A 15065-nucleotide genomic window follows, 5' to 3' on the forward strand; every position below is an offset into this window, starting at 1 on the left:
CGCCACAGCACCTTCGCGCCGCGCAGGGAGGAAGCAATGACGGCGACACTCGCACCGCAGACCGGCCCCGAGGCGGCCGTGCCCACCGGGCCTGCTGAGAGCGACCTCGACGCCCAGGGCCCTGCGGCGGACCTCGTCCGCGTCTACCTCAACGGTATCGGAAAGACCGCGCTGCTGACGGCCGCCGACGAGGTGGAGCTCGCGAAGCGCATCGAGGCGGGCGTCTACGCGGCGCACCTGCTGGAGCAGCCCGAGGACCTCGACGCCCAGCGCGCCACCGACCTCCGCGCCGTCGCGCGCGACGGGCGCCGCGCCCGGGCGCACCTGCTCGAGGCCAACCTGCGCCTGGTCGTCTCGCTGGCCAAGCGCTACACCGGCCGGGGCATGCCGCTGCTCGACCTCATCCAGGAGGGCAACCTCGGCCTGATCCGGGCGGTGGAGAAGTTCGACTACACCAAGGGCTTCAAGTTCTCGACCTACGCCACGTGGTGGATCCGCCAGGCCATCACCCGCGGCATGGCCGACCAGGCCCGCACCATCCGCCTGCCCGTCCACCTGGTCGAGCAGGTCAACAAGCTGGCCCGCATCAAGCGCGACCTGCACCAGACCCTCGGGCGCGAGGCCACCAACGAGGAGCTGGCGGAGGAGTCGGGGCTGCCCGTCGAGAAGGTCGCCGACCTGCTCGACCACAGCCGGGACCCGGTGAGCCTGGACATGCCGGTCGGGTCCGAGGAGGAGGCCCCTCTCGGGGACTTCATCGAGGACGCCGAGGCCACCGACGCCGAGTCGACGGTCATCTCCGGCCTGCTCCACGACGACATGCGCCGCGTCATCGCGACGCTGGACGAGCGCGAGCAGAACGTCATCCGGTTGCGCTACGGCCTCGATGACGGCCAGCCGCGCACGCTCGACCAGATCGGGCGCCAGTTCGGGCTCTCCCGCGAGCGGGTGCGCCAGATCGAGCGCGAGGTCATGGTCAAGCTCCGTGACGGCGACCGCGCCCGCCGGCTCAAGGCCTACGCGGCCAGCTGAGCCCGAGGACGGTTCGGCCACGGTACGTAACCGGATCGGTCCGGTGCGTGCCGCCCGAACTCCGCATTGACGGTGACTCGCCGGTAACGGCAGTCTGAACCGCACGGGCCGGGTGTGACCCTCCTCACGAGGGTCCACCGGCTCGGCCATCCACTCCGACGGGTCACGGCCCGTCGTGCGACGGGAGACCGGGACGGTCGGGGGCCGGCCCGGTCTTCCGGCTTTCCGCGTGCGAGGGGCTCAGGGCACCTCGCCGGTCAGCACCACGCCGCGGTTCCCCAGCGGGGCATCGAGCGTGGCCTCCAACGGCGGGTAGATCAGCTCCCGCGTGCACGGCCCCGGCCCGGTCGTGAACTGCACGACGCGCAGCACCACGCCCTCCGGACCCTGCTCGACGACCTCCAGGCGCGCGTCCGTGCACCCTCCGCCACGGCCGTAGGCGCCGATCGTCCGGTCGTCGCGGGTCCAGACCAACGTCGGGAGCCCCGGCGGGAGCGCGGACGTGTCCACCCGGTCGGCCGGCAACGCCGTCGCGCCTGCCGGCGGTCGGGCCACCAGGGGATCGGGTGTCGCCGGCACCGGGCGGTTCGAGGGCGACCCCGGCGGCGGGGCGTCGGTGGGCAGGGTGGACGACTCGGGCAGCGGCGGCTCGTCCCCCGCACCACCGCAGCCTGCGGCCAGCAGCACGCCGGTGGTCAGGACGGCCGCCAGGACGACCGGGCGCAGCGCGGCCGAGGCCGTCGCGCGGGCCGTCGCCGAGGGTGTGCTCATGGTCCGCCCGACGGTAGGGCGCACGGCGGGGCCGCGTCGCCCCGACGCGGTCACTCCTTCGCGGGGTGTTCGCGCGTCGTGGTGGGCCGCCTTCCCGTGCCGGGGCGCGGGGAAGCGGGCGCGAGCGCGTCAGCGCAATCGGCGCGGCCCGCTGTCGAGCGGACCCGGCGGCGGGCCGAGCACCACGGTGACGCCCGTGGGGTGCGCGCCCCGCTCCGAGGCCAGCACCGGGTCGATCACCAGCGAGCGGATCTCCGGCACGGCGTCGGCGAGCACGCCGATGCGCAGCACGAGGTCCTCGAGCGCGGGCAGGTCCGCGCGGCGCGCGCCGCGATAGCCGTCGAGCAGGGGTGCTGCCCGGGGCGCGCGGACCAGCGTCGCGGCGTCCATCGTCGACAGCGGCGTGGCGCGGTAGGCGCGGTCGCCGAGCAGCTCCCCCGCCACCCCGGCCAGACCGAACGCCACGAGCGAGCCGAACGACGGGTCGTCGCGGACCTCCACCACGCACGGGATGCCGGGGGGCGCCTGCACCTGCACGTAGACCTCGTCCGAGCCCGAGAGCTCGACGAGCTGGTCATAGGCCGACGCGATCGCCGAGGACTCGGTGAGCCCGACGTGCACGCCGCGCAGGTCGGTGCGGTGGCGCCAGCGCCGATCGGCCGTCTTCAGCACCACGGCCCCGCCCAGCTCGCGGGCCACGGCGATCGCCTCACCCGATGTGGACACCCGCCGGAAAGGCGCCACGACGACGCCGGCGCAGCGCAGCAGCGCGTCGGCCTGCTCGTCGGAGAGCACCGTGCGTGGCGCGGGCGCGATCTCGGCCACGAGCGCGCGGGCGGCCTCGACGTCGACGCCCTCGGGCACCACGAACTCGCCGACGGGACGCGAGCGCCACTGCGTGTAGCGCACCGCGCGCGCGAGCGCGAGCACCGCCCGCTCCGGGCTCGGGTAGGACGGGATGCTGCCGCGCTGCGGGCCACCGTCGCCGTCGGAGACGGTGAGCGCCTCGGGGACGCCCTCGGAGGCCAGGAAGGTCGACACGACGGGCTTCTCGGCGCCGTGGACGGCGTCGGCGAGCGCACGCGCGTGGTCGGTCGGGTCGGTGGTGATCGCGGGGACGAAGACGACGACGAGCGCGTCGCACTGGTCGTCGGCCAACAGGTCCGCCACCGCCGCGCGCAGCTCCTCCGCGCCGGCGGACGTCCCGAGGTCGACGGGGTCGCGGGCCAGGAACAGGCCCTGCGCGAGCACCACGTCGGCGGCGAGGATGCCGAGCGCGGTGGAGTTGCCCACGATCCCGACGCGCGGTCCCGGCGGCAGCGGCTGGTGGGCCAACAGTTGACCGACGTCGAACAGCTCGTCGACCGAGCCGACCCGGATGACCCCGGACTGGTCGAACACCGCGCCCACGGCCGCCTCGTCGATCGGCTGTGCGCCGGCGGCCAGCCCGGGTGCGGCGGCGACGTGGCGCCCCGTCTTCACCGCCACGACCGGCTTCTGGCGGGCCAGACGCCGGGCCAGCCGCGCGAACTTGCGCGGGTTGCCGAACGACTCGAGGTAGAGCATCACGACGTCGGTGTCGGGGTCGGTGTCCCAGTACTGCAGCAGGTCGTTGCCGGACAGGTCGGCACGGTTGCCGGCCGAGACGAACGACGACAGCCCGAGGCGGCGCTCCGCGGCGGTCGCGAGGATCTGGATGCCCAGCGCGCCGGACTGGCTGAAGAACCCGACGCGCCCCGGCGGGGGCAGGGTCGGCGCCAGCGAGGCGTTGAACGACACCTTCGCCGAGCGGTTGACCACGCCGAGCGCGCTCGGGCCCACGACCCGCATGCCGTTGGCCCGCGCGGTCGCGACGAGCTCGCGCTGAGCGGCCAGGCCGAGCGGGCCGGTCTCGCCGAAGCCGGAGGTGATGACGACGAGCGCCCGCACGCCCTTCTCCAGGCAGGCGTCGAACACCCCCGGCACCTCGGTGGGCGGCACCGCCAGCACCGCGAGGTCGACGTCGTCGGGAATGTCGAGGACCGTGGCGTAGGCGCGCACGCCGCGGACCGAGCGCGCCTGCGGGTGCACCGGGTAGACGGGCCCCGTGAACCCGCCGGCCAGCAGGTTCGCAAGCACCACGTTGCCGATCTTCGACGAGTCCGGGGAGGCGCCGACGACGGCCACCGACCGGGGCGAGAGGACGTTGGCGACGCTGCGGGCCTCGGCGCGCTGCTCGCGGGCGAACCGGACCTCGCGCGAGCGGGTGGTCGAGGCGATGTCGAACTCGAGGTGCAGCGTGGAGCCCTCGAGCGCCCGGCTGACCTCGAAGCCGGCGTCGCGGAACACCCGCACCATCTGCTGGTTCTCGGTGAGGACCTCCGCGACGAAGCGGGTGAGCCCGCACTCGGTGGCCGCCGCGGCGAGGTGCTCGAGCAGGATCGAGCCCAGGCCCCGGCCCTGGTGGTCGTCACGGACCACGAACGCGACCTCGGCCGCGGTCGTCTGCGCCAGCCGCACGTAGCGCCCGATCGCGATGATCTCCCGGCCGAGCCAGAGCACCAGTGCGACCCGGTCGTGGTGATCGACCTCGACGAAGTTCTTGAGGTCGCGCTCGGGGATGTGCGGGTAGGGGCTGAAGTAGCGGAAGTAGCGCGTGCGGTCCGAGAGCCGGGCGTGGAACGCGACCACGTCCTGGGCGTCGTCGGCGGAGATCGGGCGCAGGTGGGCCGTCGCGCCGTCGGAGGCGACGACGTCGGCCTCCCAGTGCGCGGGGTAGGGCGCGTCGGGTACCGCCCGGACCTCAGCGGTGGTGGCGTCGGGGTCCGCCGTCTCGGTCATCCTCGCCCTCGGGCTCGTGCGGCTCAGGTCGGCCGCGGGTCAGTCGCGGGTGTCCGCGGGGTCGAGGCCGTGCAGCGGGAACACCGCGCGCCGGGTCTCGAGCAGGAACGGGTCGACCTCGACCTCGGTGAACCCGCCCCACCGCTCGTAGTCGGTGGGGGCTCCCTCGGTCATCGAGGTGGGCAGCGGCCGCCGGGTCTTGGTGGACGCATAGGACGTCCAGTCGGCGGGGATGGAGCGGTCCGGCTCGAGGTCACGGTCGAGCACCGTGGCCAGCAGGTGGGTCCACGACCGCGGGACCGCACGGAACAGGCCGTAGCCGCCCCCTCCGAGGGCGAGCCACTTGCCTCCCGCGTGCTCGGCTGCCAGTCGGCGCAGGTGACGGTAGATCGCGCGATGCCCGTCGACCGAGAGCGACAGCTCGGCCAGCGGGTCCTCGTGATGGGTGTCCACACCGCACTGGGTGACGAGGATCTGGGGCCGGAACGCGCGCAGCAGCGACGGGACCACCGCGTCGAAGGCCCGCAGCCAGCCGGCGTCGCGCGTGCCGGGCGGCAGCGCGAGGTTCACCGCCGTCCCCGACGCCCGGCCCCCGCCGAGCTCGGAGGCGAAGCCGGTGCCCGGCCACAGCGTGCGTGGGTGCTGGTGCACCGAGATCGTCAGGACGCGGTCGTCGTCGTAGAACGCGGCCTGGACGCCGTCGCCGTGGTGGACGTCGGTGTCGAGGTAGGCGATGCGCTCGTACCCGTGGTCGAGCAGCCAGGAGATCGCCACCGCGCAGTCGTTGTAGACGCAGAAGCCCCAGGCGTGGTCGGCCATCGCGTGGTGCAGGCCGCCGGCGATGTTGACCGCGCGGTCCGCCCGTCCCTCGGCGATCTCGCGGGCCGCGGCGATCGACCCGCCGCACACGAGCGCGCTGGCCTCGTGCATGCCCTCGAAGATCGGGTTGTCGGCCGTGCCCAGCTGGTGGGCCGGGTCGTCACCCTCGAGCGGCGCGCGCCGGACCGCGTCGAGGTAGGACGGCACGTGGATGCGCCGGACCTCCTCGTCGGGCGCGGGCGCGGGCACGAGCGGCTCGACGCCCTCGAGCACGCCGAGCGAGGTCGCCAGGCGCATCGTGAGGTCGAGGCGCACCGGGTGCAGCGGGTGGGACTCGGAGAGCTTGTAGCCCAGCAGGCCCTCGTCCCACACCACGGCCACGCGCGCCGGATCCACCGTCGGGGCCCCGGAGCTGGTCACGGCGGCGACCCTACCGGCCGGCACCGACGGCGGGCCGGGCGCGAGCGGGCGTCACTCCGCGGGCGGATCAGGCGTCCCCGGTGGCGACGGGCCGCCCGGTCCCGCACCAGTGCGACCAGCTGCCGACGTACAGGCCGGCGGGATCGTCGGGCGGGCGCAGGCCGGCGTGCTCCAGCCCGAGGACCAGCATCGCCGCGCTGACGCCGGAACCGCAGTAGGCGCCGACCGTCCCGGCGTCGGCCACCAGGGGGCGCAGCAGGGCGGCCGCGTCCTCGGGCGTGCGCCAGCGGCCGTCCTCCCCGATCAGTGCGGCGGCGGGCAGGTTCGCCGCGCCGGGCACGTGGCCCGCGACCGGGTCGAGCGGCTCGGCCTCGCCGCGGAATCGCTCCGCCGCCCGCCCGTCGATCAGCACGCCCTCGAATGCGTCCGCGACCCCGGCCGCCGCGTCGGCGGTGAGCACCGGCATCGCGCCCGCGTCCACGCGCACGTCCCCGGGACGTCGCACGCCCTCCCCGCCCGCGACCACCTCGCCGCCGGCCGCGACCCACGCCGGGTAGCCGCCGTCGAGCACCGCGACCCGGTCGGCGCGCACCCCGCCCCAGCGCAGCACCCACCACGCCCGCGCCGCGGCCATCCCGTCGCCGCCGTCGTAGACGACGATCTCGGAGTCGGCCGCCGCGCCGGCGCGCTGCAGCGTCTCCTCGAGGACGTCGGGGTCGGGCAGCGGGTGGCGCCCGGCGGCCCCGGGCGGGCCGGCGAGCTCGGTGTCGAGGTCGACGTACACGGCGCCGGGGAGGTGGCCCGCGTCGTGCTCGACCAGGCCCGGCGGATCCTCGCGCGCCGCCGCCCGGCGCTCCTTCGCGGTCCTCGGCGGTGGGCGCAACGTCCACCGCACGTCGAGCACGACGGGCCGGCCCTCCGGGCGGGCCAGGGCGGCGCGGAGCCAGTCGACCCCCACGACGGGGGTCGGCAGCGGTCCCGGGGAGCTCGGCGAGGAGGCCATGACGCGATCGTGCCCTGCCGGACGCGGTCGCCGCTGCCCGGTGTCGGACGGGCTCGGTAGCATGGACGAACGGAAAGGGGTGGGCATGAACGACCTCATCGACACCACCGAGATGTATCTCCGGACGATCTACGAGCTCGAGGAGGAAGGGGTCGTCCCCCTGCGAGCCCGCATCGCCGAACGTCTGGAGCAGAGCGGCCCCACCGTCAGCCAGACCGTCGCACGCATGGAGCGCGACGGCCTCGTGCACGTGGCGGGCGACCGCCACCTCGAGCTCACGCCCGCCGGGCGCAGCAAGGCGGTCGCGGTGATGCGCAAGCACCGCCTGGCCGAGCTGCTGCTCGTCAACGTCATCGGGCTCGAGTGGGAGCACGTCCACGTCGAGGCGTGCCGCTGGGAGCACGTCATGAGCGACGCGGTCGAGCGCAAGCTGTTCACGCTGCTCGGCGAGCCGTCGGTGTCGCCGTACGGCAACCCGATCCCCGGTCTCGAGGCGCTGCGCGGCGGCGAGGTCGACGGCGAGACCACCGCGCGCACGCCCACGCCCGACGAGGCGGGGCTCGTGCGGCTCGACGAGTTCGCCCGCGGCGGCGGCGGCAAGGTCGAGGTCCGTCGCATCGCCGAGCACATCCAGCTCAACGAGCAGCTCATGGCCCACCTCAAGAGCGCCGGCGTCCTGCCGGGCAGCGACGTCGACGTCGTGGCCATCCCGCGCTTCGGCGACGCCGTGGGCGTGGGGCACAAGGGCAGCAAGTCCGAGGTCGACCCGCTGGTGGCGCACGCGGTGCTGGTGCGCGCGCAGTAGTCCCCGCACGGGGCGCCCGGGGCCGACCGGCAGACTGGCGCCCATGACGCTGGTGGTCACGGGCGGAGCGGGGTACGTCGGCAGCGTGTGCGCGCGGCACCTGCTGGACGCCGGGCACGAGGTCGTCCTGGTCGACGACCTGTCCACCGGGCACCGCGACGCGGTGCCCGAGGGCGCCCGGCTCGTCGTGGGCGACGTCGCCGAGGTCGCCGACGGGGTCCTCGCCGAGGGCGGGATCGACGGTGTGGTGCACTGCGCGGCCCGCTCGCTGGTCGGCGAGTCCACCGAGCAGCCCGCGAAGTACTGGCACGGCAACGTCCTCACCACGGTCGCCCTGCTCGATGCGTTGCGCCGCCACCGCGTGCCCCGCCTGGTGTTCTCGTCCTCCGCGGCGACCTACGGCGAGCCGGAGACCTCGCCGATCCCCGAGGACGCGCCGACCCGGCCCACCAACACCTACGGCGCCACCAAGCTCGCCGTCGACCTGGCCATCGCCAACTACGCGGCGGCCTCCGGCGGCGAGCTCGGCGCCGTGAGCCTGCGGTACTTCAACGTCGCCGGCGCGCACAAAGGAGGCGCCGACGGCGACACCGGCGTCCCCGCCCTCGGCGAGCGGCACACCGTCGAGACCCACCTCATCCCGCTGGTGCTCCAGGTCGCCCTCGGCCAGCGCGAGGAGATCGCGGTGTACGGCGACGACTGGCCGACGCCGGACGGCACCTGCGTCCGCGACTACATCCACATCGACGACCTCGCCGAGGCCCACCTGCTCGCCCTCGACCTCCTCGCCCGCGGTGAGCGGCCCGCCGGTGGCCACCTGGTGTGCAACCTGGGCAACGGTCTCGGGTTCTCGGTGCTCGAGGTGATCGAGGCCTGCCGCCGCGTGACCGGCCACCCGATCCCGGCCCGTGTCGCACCCCGCCGCGCCGGCGACCCCGGCGTGCTCGTGGCCTCCGCCGCCCGCGCCCGCGACCTGCTGGGCTGGAAGCCGACGCACACCGAGCTCGACGGCATCGTCGCCGACGCCTGGGCCTTCGCCCGGGCCCGGGCCTGACCGTCGGCCCCGGGGGCCCTCACCCCGCCCGCAACCGCGCGGCCGACTCCGCCGCCGCGTCCCGCACCACCTCCCGCACCGTCTCCGGGCCCGCCCCGGAGGCGAGCAGCGCGCGGAGGAGGCCGGTCAGCCGGTGGGTCGGGTCGGCCCGGCGGGCGCGTTCGAGCGCCACGCCGACCAGCGCCGACCCGCCCCGCACCAGCAGCGCGCAGGCCAGCAGCACGGCGGGCTCGGCGACCTCGGGCGCGGGCAGGGCGCGGACCAGCAGCGTCCACAGCTGCTCCGCCGACGACACGAGCTCCTCGTCGTCGTCGACCGACCAACCGAGCACGGTGTCGCGCACCGTCGGGTCGGTCAGCGCCACCGCGACCCGCGCGAGCTCGACGTCGCCGAGCACCCGACCGGCCGCGACCTCCCGGCGTGCAGTGGCGACCGCAGCCAGGTCACGGCGGGCGGCCGCGGGCCCGCCCAGCTCCCGGTCGAGCACGGCGGCCTGGCGCGCGGCGTCGACGAGGGCGCGCAGGCGTGGGTGGGGTGACTCCGGCTCCAACGACGCCGCCATCTCGTCGCGCGAGCCGTAGGTGACGTGCCCGAGCCACGTCGCCGCGGCGGCGAGCGGGGAGTCGTCGATGCCGGCGACCGTGCCCCGGCAGTCGCACGGCGGGTAGCACCGCCACCTCACCCCGGCGGCGATGTGCGGCACCCACAGCCGGCTCGGGACCGCCACGCCGCGGTCGGTGAACACCTCGCGCACCGCGTCGGCGACGTCGACGCGCGGGGGCTCCCCGTCGCCCTGGTCCGCGGCCACCACGACGGCCGTGACCTCCTCGGGCCCGGTCGGCACCACCCGCTGCGCGCACGCGCCCACCACGGCCGCGACGTCGTCGGGCGGCGGCAGGTCGGCCCGGGCCACGACGCCGAGGCGGCGCCGGCCCGGACCACGGGTCGGACTCCGCTCCGCTCCGTCTCCCGGGCCGTGCACGGCGATCACCACGAGCGAGTCGGCGGGACGGAAGCCCAGCAGGTGGGGCACGGCGGCGACGAGCTCGCCGGGCTCGTGCAGGCGCAGCCGCAGGGGTCCGTCGGTGGTGGTGGGTGGGGCGGGGGGCCGGTGGTCGGTGCTCACACCGGTTCCGACGCCGTCGTGGTCCCGCCGGATCCGGCTTTCTCCGGCCTGTGGACAACTCGGCTGCTCGACGGCGAGGGTGAGCGCGTGCACCCGGTGGATCCCCCGGCCGACGACCGGTCCGACGCCGCGGGCGGCCCGGTGCCCCCGGCGCGCCGGGACGACCCACGACACGACCCACGACACGACCCACGACACGACCCACGACACGACTACGACCTGCTCGTCATCGGCTCGGGCCCGGGCGGGCAGAAGGCCGCCATCGCCGCGGCGAAGCTCGGCCGGCGCGTCGCGGTCGTCGAGCGGCGAGGCATGATCGGCGGCGTCTGCACCCAGACCGGCACGATCCCGTCGAAGACGCTGCGCGAAGCCGTCCTCTACCTCACCGGCTACGCCATGCGCGGGCTCTACGGCGAGAGCTATCGGGTGAAGCAGGACATCACCGTCCAGGACCTCCTCGCGCGCACCCACTTCGTCATCGGGCGCGAGGAGGAGGTCATCCGCGCCCAGCTGCAACGCAACCGGGTGGACCTCTACAGCGGGGCCGGGCGCTTCCTCGACGAGCACACCGTCGAGGTGCTGGGCGAGCAGCTGGGCGAGCGGAGCGACGGGAGGGTGTTCCGCGGGGAGCACCAGACGATCACCGCCGAGCGGATCGTCATCGCGACCGGCACGCGGCCCGCCCGGCCCTCCCAGGTCGAGTTCGACGACCACCGCGTCGTCGACTCCGACGGCATCCTCGCCATGGAGCGGATCCCGTCGAGCATGGTCGTCGTCGGCGCCGGCGTCATCGGCATCGAGTACGCCTCGATGTTCGCCGCGCTCGGCACGCGCGTGACCGTCGTCGAGCGGCGTCCGACGATGCTCGACTTCTGCGACGCCGAGGTCGTCGAGTCGCTGAAGTTCCACCTGCGCGATCTCGCCGTCACCTTCCGGTTCGGCGAGGAGGTCGCCGGGGTCGCGGTGTCGGACCGCGGCACGATCACCACGCTCGCGTCGGGCAAGAAGATCCCGGCCGAGACCGTCATGTACTCCGCGGGCCGTCAGGGCGTCACCGACGAGCTCGGCGTCGCGCGCGCGGGGCTCGAGGCCGACGCGCGCGGGCGCCTCAAGGTCGACGAGCACTTCCGCACGGCGGTGCCGCACATCTACGCCGTCGGCGACGTCATCGGCTTCCCCGCGCTCGCCGCGACGTCGATGGAGCAGGGCCGGCAGGCGGCGTACCACGCGTTCGGCGAGCAGGTGCACTCGGCGGCCGGCATCACGCCGTTCGGCATCTACACGTTCCCCGAGGTCAGCTACTGCGGCGCCACCGAGGCCGAGCTGACCGAGGCGGCGATCCCCTACGAGGTCGGCATCTCCCGCTACCGGGAACTCGCGCGCGGCCAGATCGTCGGCGACGACTACGGGATGCTCAAGCTGCTGGTGTCGCCGGAGAGCCACGCGCTGCTCGGGGTGCACGTGTTCGGGACGTCGGCCACCGAGCTGGTGCACGTCGGGCAGGCCATCATGGGCTGCGGCGGCACCGTCGACTACCTCGTCGACGCCGTCCTCAACTACCCGACGCTCTCGGAGGCCTACAAGGTGGCCGCCCTCGACGCCACGAACAAGATCCGTGCCCTCGAACAGTTCGCCTGAGCCCGGCTTCGCCCGCGACGCCTTCGTCCTCCCCCGCGCCCCCGGCGGCGGCGACGCCGTGTACCTCGCCGGCAACTCCCTGGGCGCCCAGCCCCGCGCCGCGCGCCGGGCGGTGCTCGTTGCCGTCGACGACCAGTGGGGCGCGGTCGGTGTGGCCGGCTGGGAGGAGTGCGGCTGGTGGGCGACGCCTCAGCGGCTCGGCGACCGGGTCGGCGCCCTCGTCGGAGCGGCGCCCGGGCAGGTCGTCGTCGGCGACTCGACGTCGGTGCAGCTCTTCGGGGCGCTGATCGCCGCCGCGCGGCTGCGCCCCGGGCGCAGCGTGCTGCTCTCCGACGCCGGGCACTTCCCCACCGACCGCTACCTGGCTTCCTCCGTGGCCCGGCTGACGGGGCTGACCCTGGCCACCGGCACCCCCGACGCGCTGGCGCCGGACGGGGACACCGCCGTCGTCGCCGTGCCCGCCGTCGACTTCCGCACCGGCGAGCGCTGGGATCTCGCCGCGATCACCGCGCGGGCACACACCGCGGGCGCGGTAGTGGTCGCCGACCTCTCCCACGCGGTCGGGGCGATGCCGGTGGCGCTCGACGACCTGGTCATCGACCTCGCCGTCGGGTGCACCTACAAGTACCTCAACGGGGGTCCGGGCGCGCCGGCGTTCGCCTACGTCGCCGCCCGGCACCACGACGTGCTCGACCCGCCGCTGACCGGCTGGACCGGGCACGCCGACCCGTTCGGGATGACCGAGGACTGGACCCCGGCACCCGGCGTCGGACGCCTGCGCGTGGGCACGCCGCCGATGCTCTCGATGCTCGCGCTCGACGGCGCGCTGGACGTGTTCGCCGGTGTCGACCTCGCCGCCGTCCGGGCGGCGTCGCTGGCGCTGGGCGACGCGTTCCTGGCAGCGCTGCCGGAGGGGGTCGAGGTCGTGACGCCCCGTGAACCCGCGCGTCGCGGCGGGCACGTCGCGGTGCGGGTGAGCGACGCCGAGGGCCTCCGTGCGGCCCTGGCCCACCGCGGCGTGGTGGTCGACGCCCGCCCGCCGGATCTCCTGCGCTTCGGCTTCGCGGCGCCCTACGTCACGCTCGACGACGCCCGCACCGCAGCGCGGGAACTCGCCGCCCTACTGGGCTGAACGGCCGAGCGCCCGATGTCAGCGGTGTGGCACCACGGACACTCAGTGTCCGCGGTGCCACACCGCTGCCACGAAGGGACTGCTCCGTTCAGCTGCCGGTCGGGAAGCGCAGGATCGCGCCGACGTGGTCGACGAGGTCGGTGCCCCCGCCCAGGACGTCGACGTTGCCGCCGAGCGCGCCCACGGTGCGCAGGAGCACCTGCTCGGCGGGCCGCTTGACCGGCTCGGTGTCCGAGAGCTGCGCCAGGTTCTTCGGGTCGGTGGAGATCTGCTCCGGCGACGAGCCGACGTACAGCTCGCCCGGGACCTCCTTGCCCGCGATCACCAGCAGCGTGTCGACGGCGCCCTGCCGTGCAGCCTCGAGCACCGGCTCGAATCCCTCGACGGCGTTGCCGTGACCCTTGGCCTCCTGGAACCGCTGGCGGACCTGAGCCTCGCGCTCGGTGGCGAACTCCCCCGCCGTGGTCAGCAGCGCGTCCTCGAGCGCGTCCTCCGACGCCCCGGCCGCGCGGCTGCCGGCCTCGATCTCGCGCACGATGTCGGCGAGGTCGCCGGGCAGCTGCGAACGCACCGCGTGCCGGCCCTGCACCTCTCCCGCGATGGCGAGCACCTCGGGACGGAACGAGCCCGCGATCGAGCGGATGCCCTTCACGACCTCCTCGGCGTTCTGGTACGAGGCCATCTCGTGGCGGTTCTGCCGCGTGCGGTTGCCCAGCCCCTGGCCGCGGGCCTTGTGGACCGTCTCGAGTGCGTCGCCCTTGACCGTCTGCTCGTCCAGCTCGCGCGCGCCCTCGTCGTTGGCCGCGATCACCTGGTACAGGTCGCCGCCGGTCTGGTCGACGACCGCGAGCAGGACGCGCACCGACCCGCCCTGGGTGCGGTAGTAGCGACCCAGCTCGGGCAGCGGCGACCACAGCGCCACGTCGCCGCCCGCGGCGACGCCCTCGACGGCGTCGTCGAACAGCACGCCCTCCGAGGAGGCCACGAGCACGCGGCCGAGGCCGGTGACGGCGCCTGGACGCTCCCCGCCCAGCTCGTCGTCGAGCGCGGCGAGTGTCTTGTCGTCCGCGCCGGCCTCCCGCAGCTGGTTCGACAGGTCACGCCAGCGCAGCTCGATCTGCTTGGCGGAGTCCTCCTCCGCCTGCCGGGCCTCCAGGTAGACCGTCGCGAACGGCCCCGGCCGCTCGAAGAGTTCCCGCGTGCGCGACAGGTCCATCCGGTGTTCCTCCTGCTCCACCCCGCCGTGCCTGACCGGCGGGGAAACGTCGATTGCGTCCAGCAGCCATACCCTCTCGCCCCCTCCGGGATGCCTCACCGCCGGGTGTCGGAGCTGCGCCCGCACCCCGGCCTCCCGGGGCAGGGACCGCGCCGGCGTGGCGAGCCCCGCCTCCGCCGGCCGACCGCGACGCGGTGCCCCGATCCGTCCGACCGGCGCCACCGTGCGCGCCGGTCGTCCACGACCACAGCGCGACGGCCCCGCGACGCCGTGCTCCGGGGCTCGATCCTTGCCGTTCCGACACTCGCGATATATCGTTGACGTGTCGCGATCGAACCGAGAAGGAGGAGCGACATGAACACGCATGACGTTCCCGGCGGAGGCCGGGACGAGGGACACCAGGGACACCACGGGCCGCACGCGCACCACGAGCACGGCCCGCGTCGGCACGGCGGGTTCGCCCGCGCGGCGGTGTTCGGCGAGGTGGCGGGCGGCCCCCGCGGTCGGTTCCGGCGCGGTCGCCGCGGCGGCCCGTTCGGCCGTCCCGACGGGCCCGGCGGCTTCGGACCGGGCGGCTTCGGGCCCGGGGGCTTCGGGCCCGGGGGCCCGCGGGGTGGACACCGCGGGCGCCGCTCGCGCGGTGACGTGCGCACGGCGCTGCTGGCCCTGCTCGCCGAGGAGCCGATGCACGGCTACCAGATCATCCAGGAGATCGCCGAGCGCTCCGGCGGGGCGTGGCGCCCCAGCCCGGGGTCGGTGTACCCGACGGTCTCGCAGCTGGCCGACGAGGGCCTCGTGCGCACCGAGAAGGCCGACGGCCGCTCGGTGATCCACCTGACCGACGCCGGCCGCACCTACGTCGCCGAGCACCGCGAAGAGCTCGACGCCGTGTGGAACACCGCGGCGGCCGAGGACGGCTTTGCCGCGCTGCGCGAGGCGGGCCGCGGGCTCGCCGGCGCCGTGGCCCAGGTCGCGCAGGTCGGCCGGGACGAGCAGGTCGCCGAGGCCGTGCGCCTGCTCGACGACACCCGACGCCGGCTCTACCTGCTGCTCGCGGGCGAGCCGACGGGCACGACCGGCGAGGACGGGACCGACGAGACGGGCACGGCCGGGTGAGCCGTCGTCACGCGGCGGCAACGCGGCCGTCACCCGTGGTCACACCGCGGACCTAGGCTCGTGTCGATCACCGGCGTCGAGCCGACCGAGGAGGCCACGGACCGGCCGTGTTG

At 75.2% G+C, this 15065-nt stretch carries 12 protein-coding genes; 6 read left to right on the forward strand and 6 right to left on the reverse strand.

Annotated elements, in window-relative coordinates; genetic code table 11:
• Positions 1-36 precede the first annotated feature (36 nt).
• Positions 37-1032 carry a sigma-70 family RNA polymerase sigma factor gene (locus C8D89_RS00785; RefSeq protein ID WP_116706180.1) on the forward strand — a complete coding sequence of 332 codons (996 nt, stop codon included), beginning with the start codon at positions 37-39 and terminating at the stop codon, positions 1030-1032.
• A 240-nt stretch (positions 1033-1272) separates the two neighbouring features.
• On the opposite strand, the gene C8D89_RS00790 is transcribed toward C8D89_RS00785, so the two are convergent.
• The 4 genes from C8D89_RS00790 to C8D89_RS00805 all read right to left on the reverse strand — a co-directional run bounded on the left by C8D89_RS00790 (position 1273) and on the right by C8D89_RS00805 (position 6865).
• Entirely contained in the window at positions 1273-1803 is a 531-nt protein-coding gene (locus C8D89_RS00790) for a hypothetical protein (RefSeq protein WP_116706181.1), read from the reverse strand.
• 129 nt (positions 1804-1932) lie between these two features.
• Positions 1933-4623, reverse strand: a complete 2691-nt coding sequence (locus tag C8D89_RS00795; protein ID WP_116706182.1) for a bifunctional acetate--CoA ligase family protein/GNAT family N-acetyltransferase — start codon at positions 4621-4623, stop codon at positions 1933-1935.
• 39 nt (positions 4624-4662) lie between these two features.
• Complete coding sequence (locus C8D89_RS00800) at positions 4663-5862, reverse strand: acetoin utilization protein AcuC (protein WP_243417667.1); 1200 nt, start codon at positions 5860-5862, stop codon at positions 4663-4665.
• A gap of 67 nt (positions 5863-5929) precedes the next feature.
• The gene (locus C8D89_RS00805; protein WP_116706184.1) at positions 5930-6865 is read right to left on the reverse strand and encodes a sulfurtransferase; all 936 of its coding nucleotides are present in this window, start codon (positions 6863-6865) and stop codon (positions 5930-5932) included.
• An 85-nt stretch (positions 6866-6950) separates the two neighbouring features.
• On the opposite strand from C8D89_RS00805, the gene C8D89_RS00810 reads away from it, so the two are divergent.
• Both C8D89_RS00810 and galE read left to right on the forward strand, forming a co-directional pair.
• On the forward strand, positions 6951-7670 hold the full coding sequence (locus C8D89_RS00810) for an iron-dependent transcriptional repressor DtxR (RefSeq protein WP_116706820.1): 720 nt from the start codon (positions 6951-6953) through the stop codon (positions 7668-7670).
• 43 nt (positions 7671-7713) lie between these two features.
• Positions 7714-8724 carry a UDP-glucose 4-epimerase GalE gene (gene galE, locus C8D89_RS00815; protein WP_116706185.1) on the forward strand — a complete coding sequence of 337 codons (1011 nt, stop codon included), beginning with the start codon at positions 7714-7716 and terminating at the stop codon, positions 8722-8724.
• A 19-nt stretch (positions 8725-8743) separates the two neighbouring features.
• Here the strand turns inward: galE and C8D89_RS00820 are convergent, their stop codons facing one another.
• Positions 8744-9850, reverse strand: a complete 1107-nt coding sequence (locus C8D89_RS00820) for a DUF4192 domain-containing protein (RefSeq protein WP_165825491.1) — start codon at positions 9848-9850, stop codon at positions 8744-8746.
• Between the two features lie 219 nt (positions 9851-10069).
• Between C8D89_RS00820 and sthA the strand changes: the two genes are divergently transcribed.
• Both sthA and C8D89_RS00830 read left to right on the forward strand, forming a co-directional pair.
• Positions 10070-11488, forward strand: a complete 1419-nt coding sequence (gene sthA, locus C8D89_RS00825) for a Si-specific NAD(P)(+) transhydrogenase (RefSeq protein ID WP_243417840.1) — start codon at positions 10070-10072, stop codon at positions 11486-11488.
• Positions 11466-12620, forward strand: a complete 1155-nt coding sequence (locus C8D89_RS00830; RefSeq protein WP_116706186.1) for an aminotransferase class V-fold PLP-dependent enzyme — start codon at positions 11466-11468, stop codon at positions 12618-12620. The genes sthA and C8D89_RS00830 overlap by 23 nt, the downstream gene beginning before the upstream one ends.
• A gap of 88 nt (positions 12621-12708) precedes the next feature.
• Here C8D89_RS00830 and C8D89_RS00835 read toward each other — a convergent pair whose 3' ends face one another.
• Positions 12709-13836 carry a baeRF2 domain-containing protein gene (locus C8D89_RS00835; protein WP_116706187.1) on the reverse strand — a complete coding sequence of 376 codons (1128 nt, stop codon included), beginning with the start codon at positions 13834-13836 and terminating at the stop codon, positions 12709-12711.
• Between the two features lie 354 nt (positions 13837-14190).
• Between C8D89_RS00835 and C8D89_RS00840 the strand changes: the two genes are divergently transcribed.
• Positions 14191-14952: a PadR family transcriptional regulator gene (locus C8D89_RS00840; RefSeq protein ID WP_116706188.1), complete on the forward strand. Its 762-nt coding sequence runs from the start codon at positions 14191-14193 to the stop codon at positions 14950-14952.
• Positions 14953-15065: the final 113 nt, after the last annotated feature.

Source organism: Actinomycetospora cinnamomea (genome assembly GCF_003096675.1).
GTDB classification, from domain to species: domain Bacteria; phylum Actinomycetota; class Actinomycetes; order Mycobacteriales; family Pseudonocardiaceae; genus Actinomycetospora; species Actinomycetospora cinnamomea.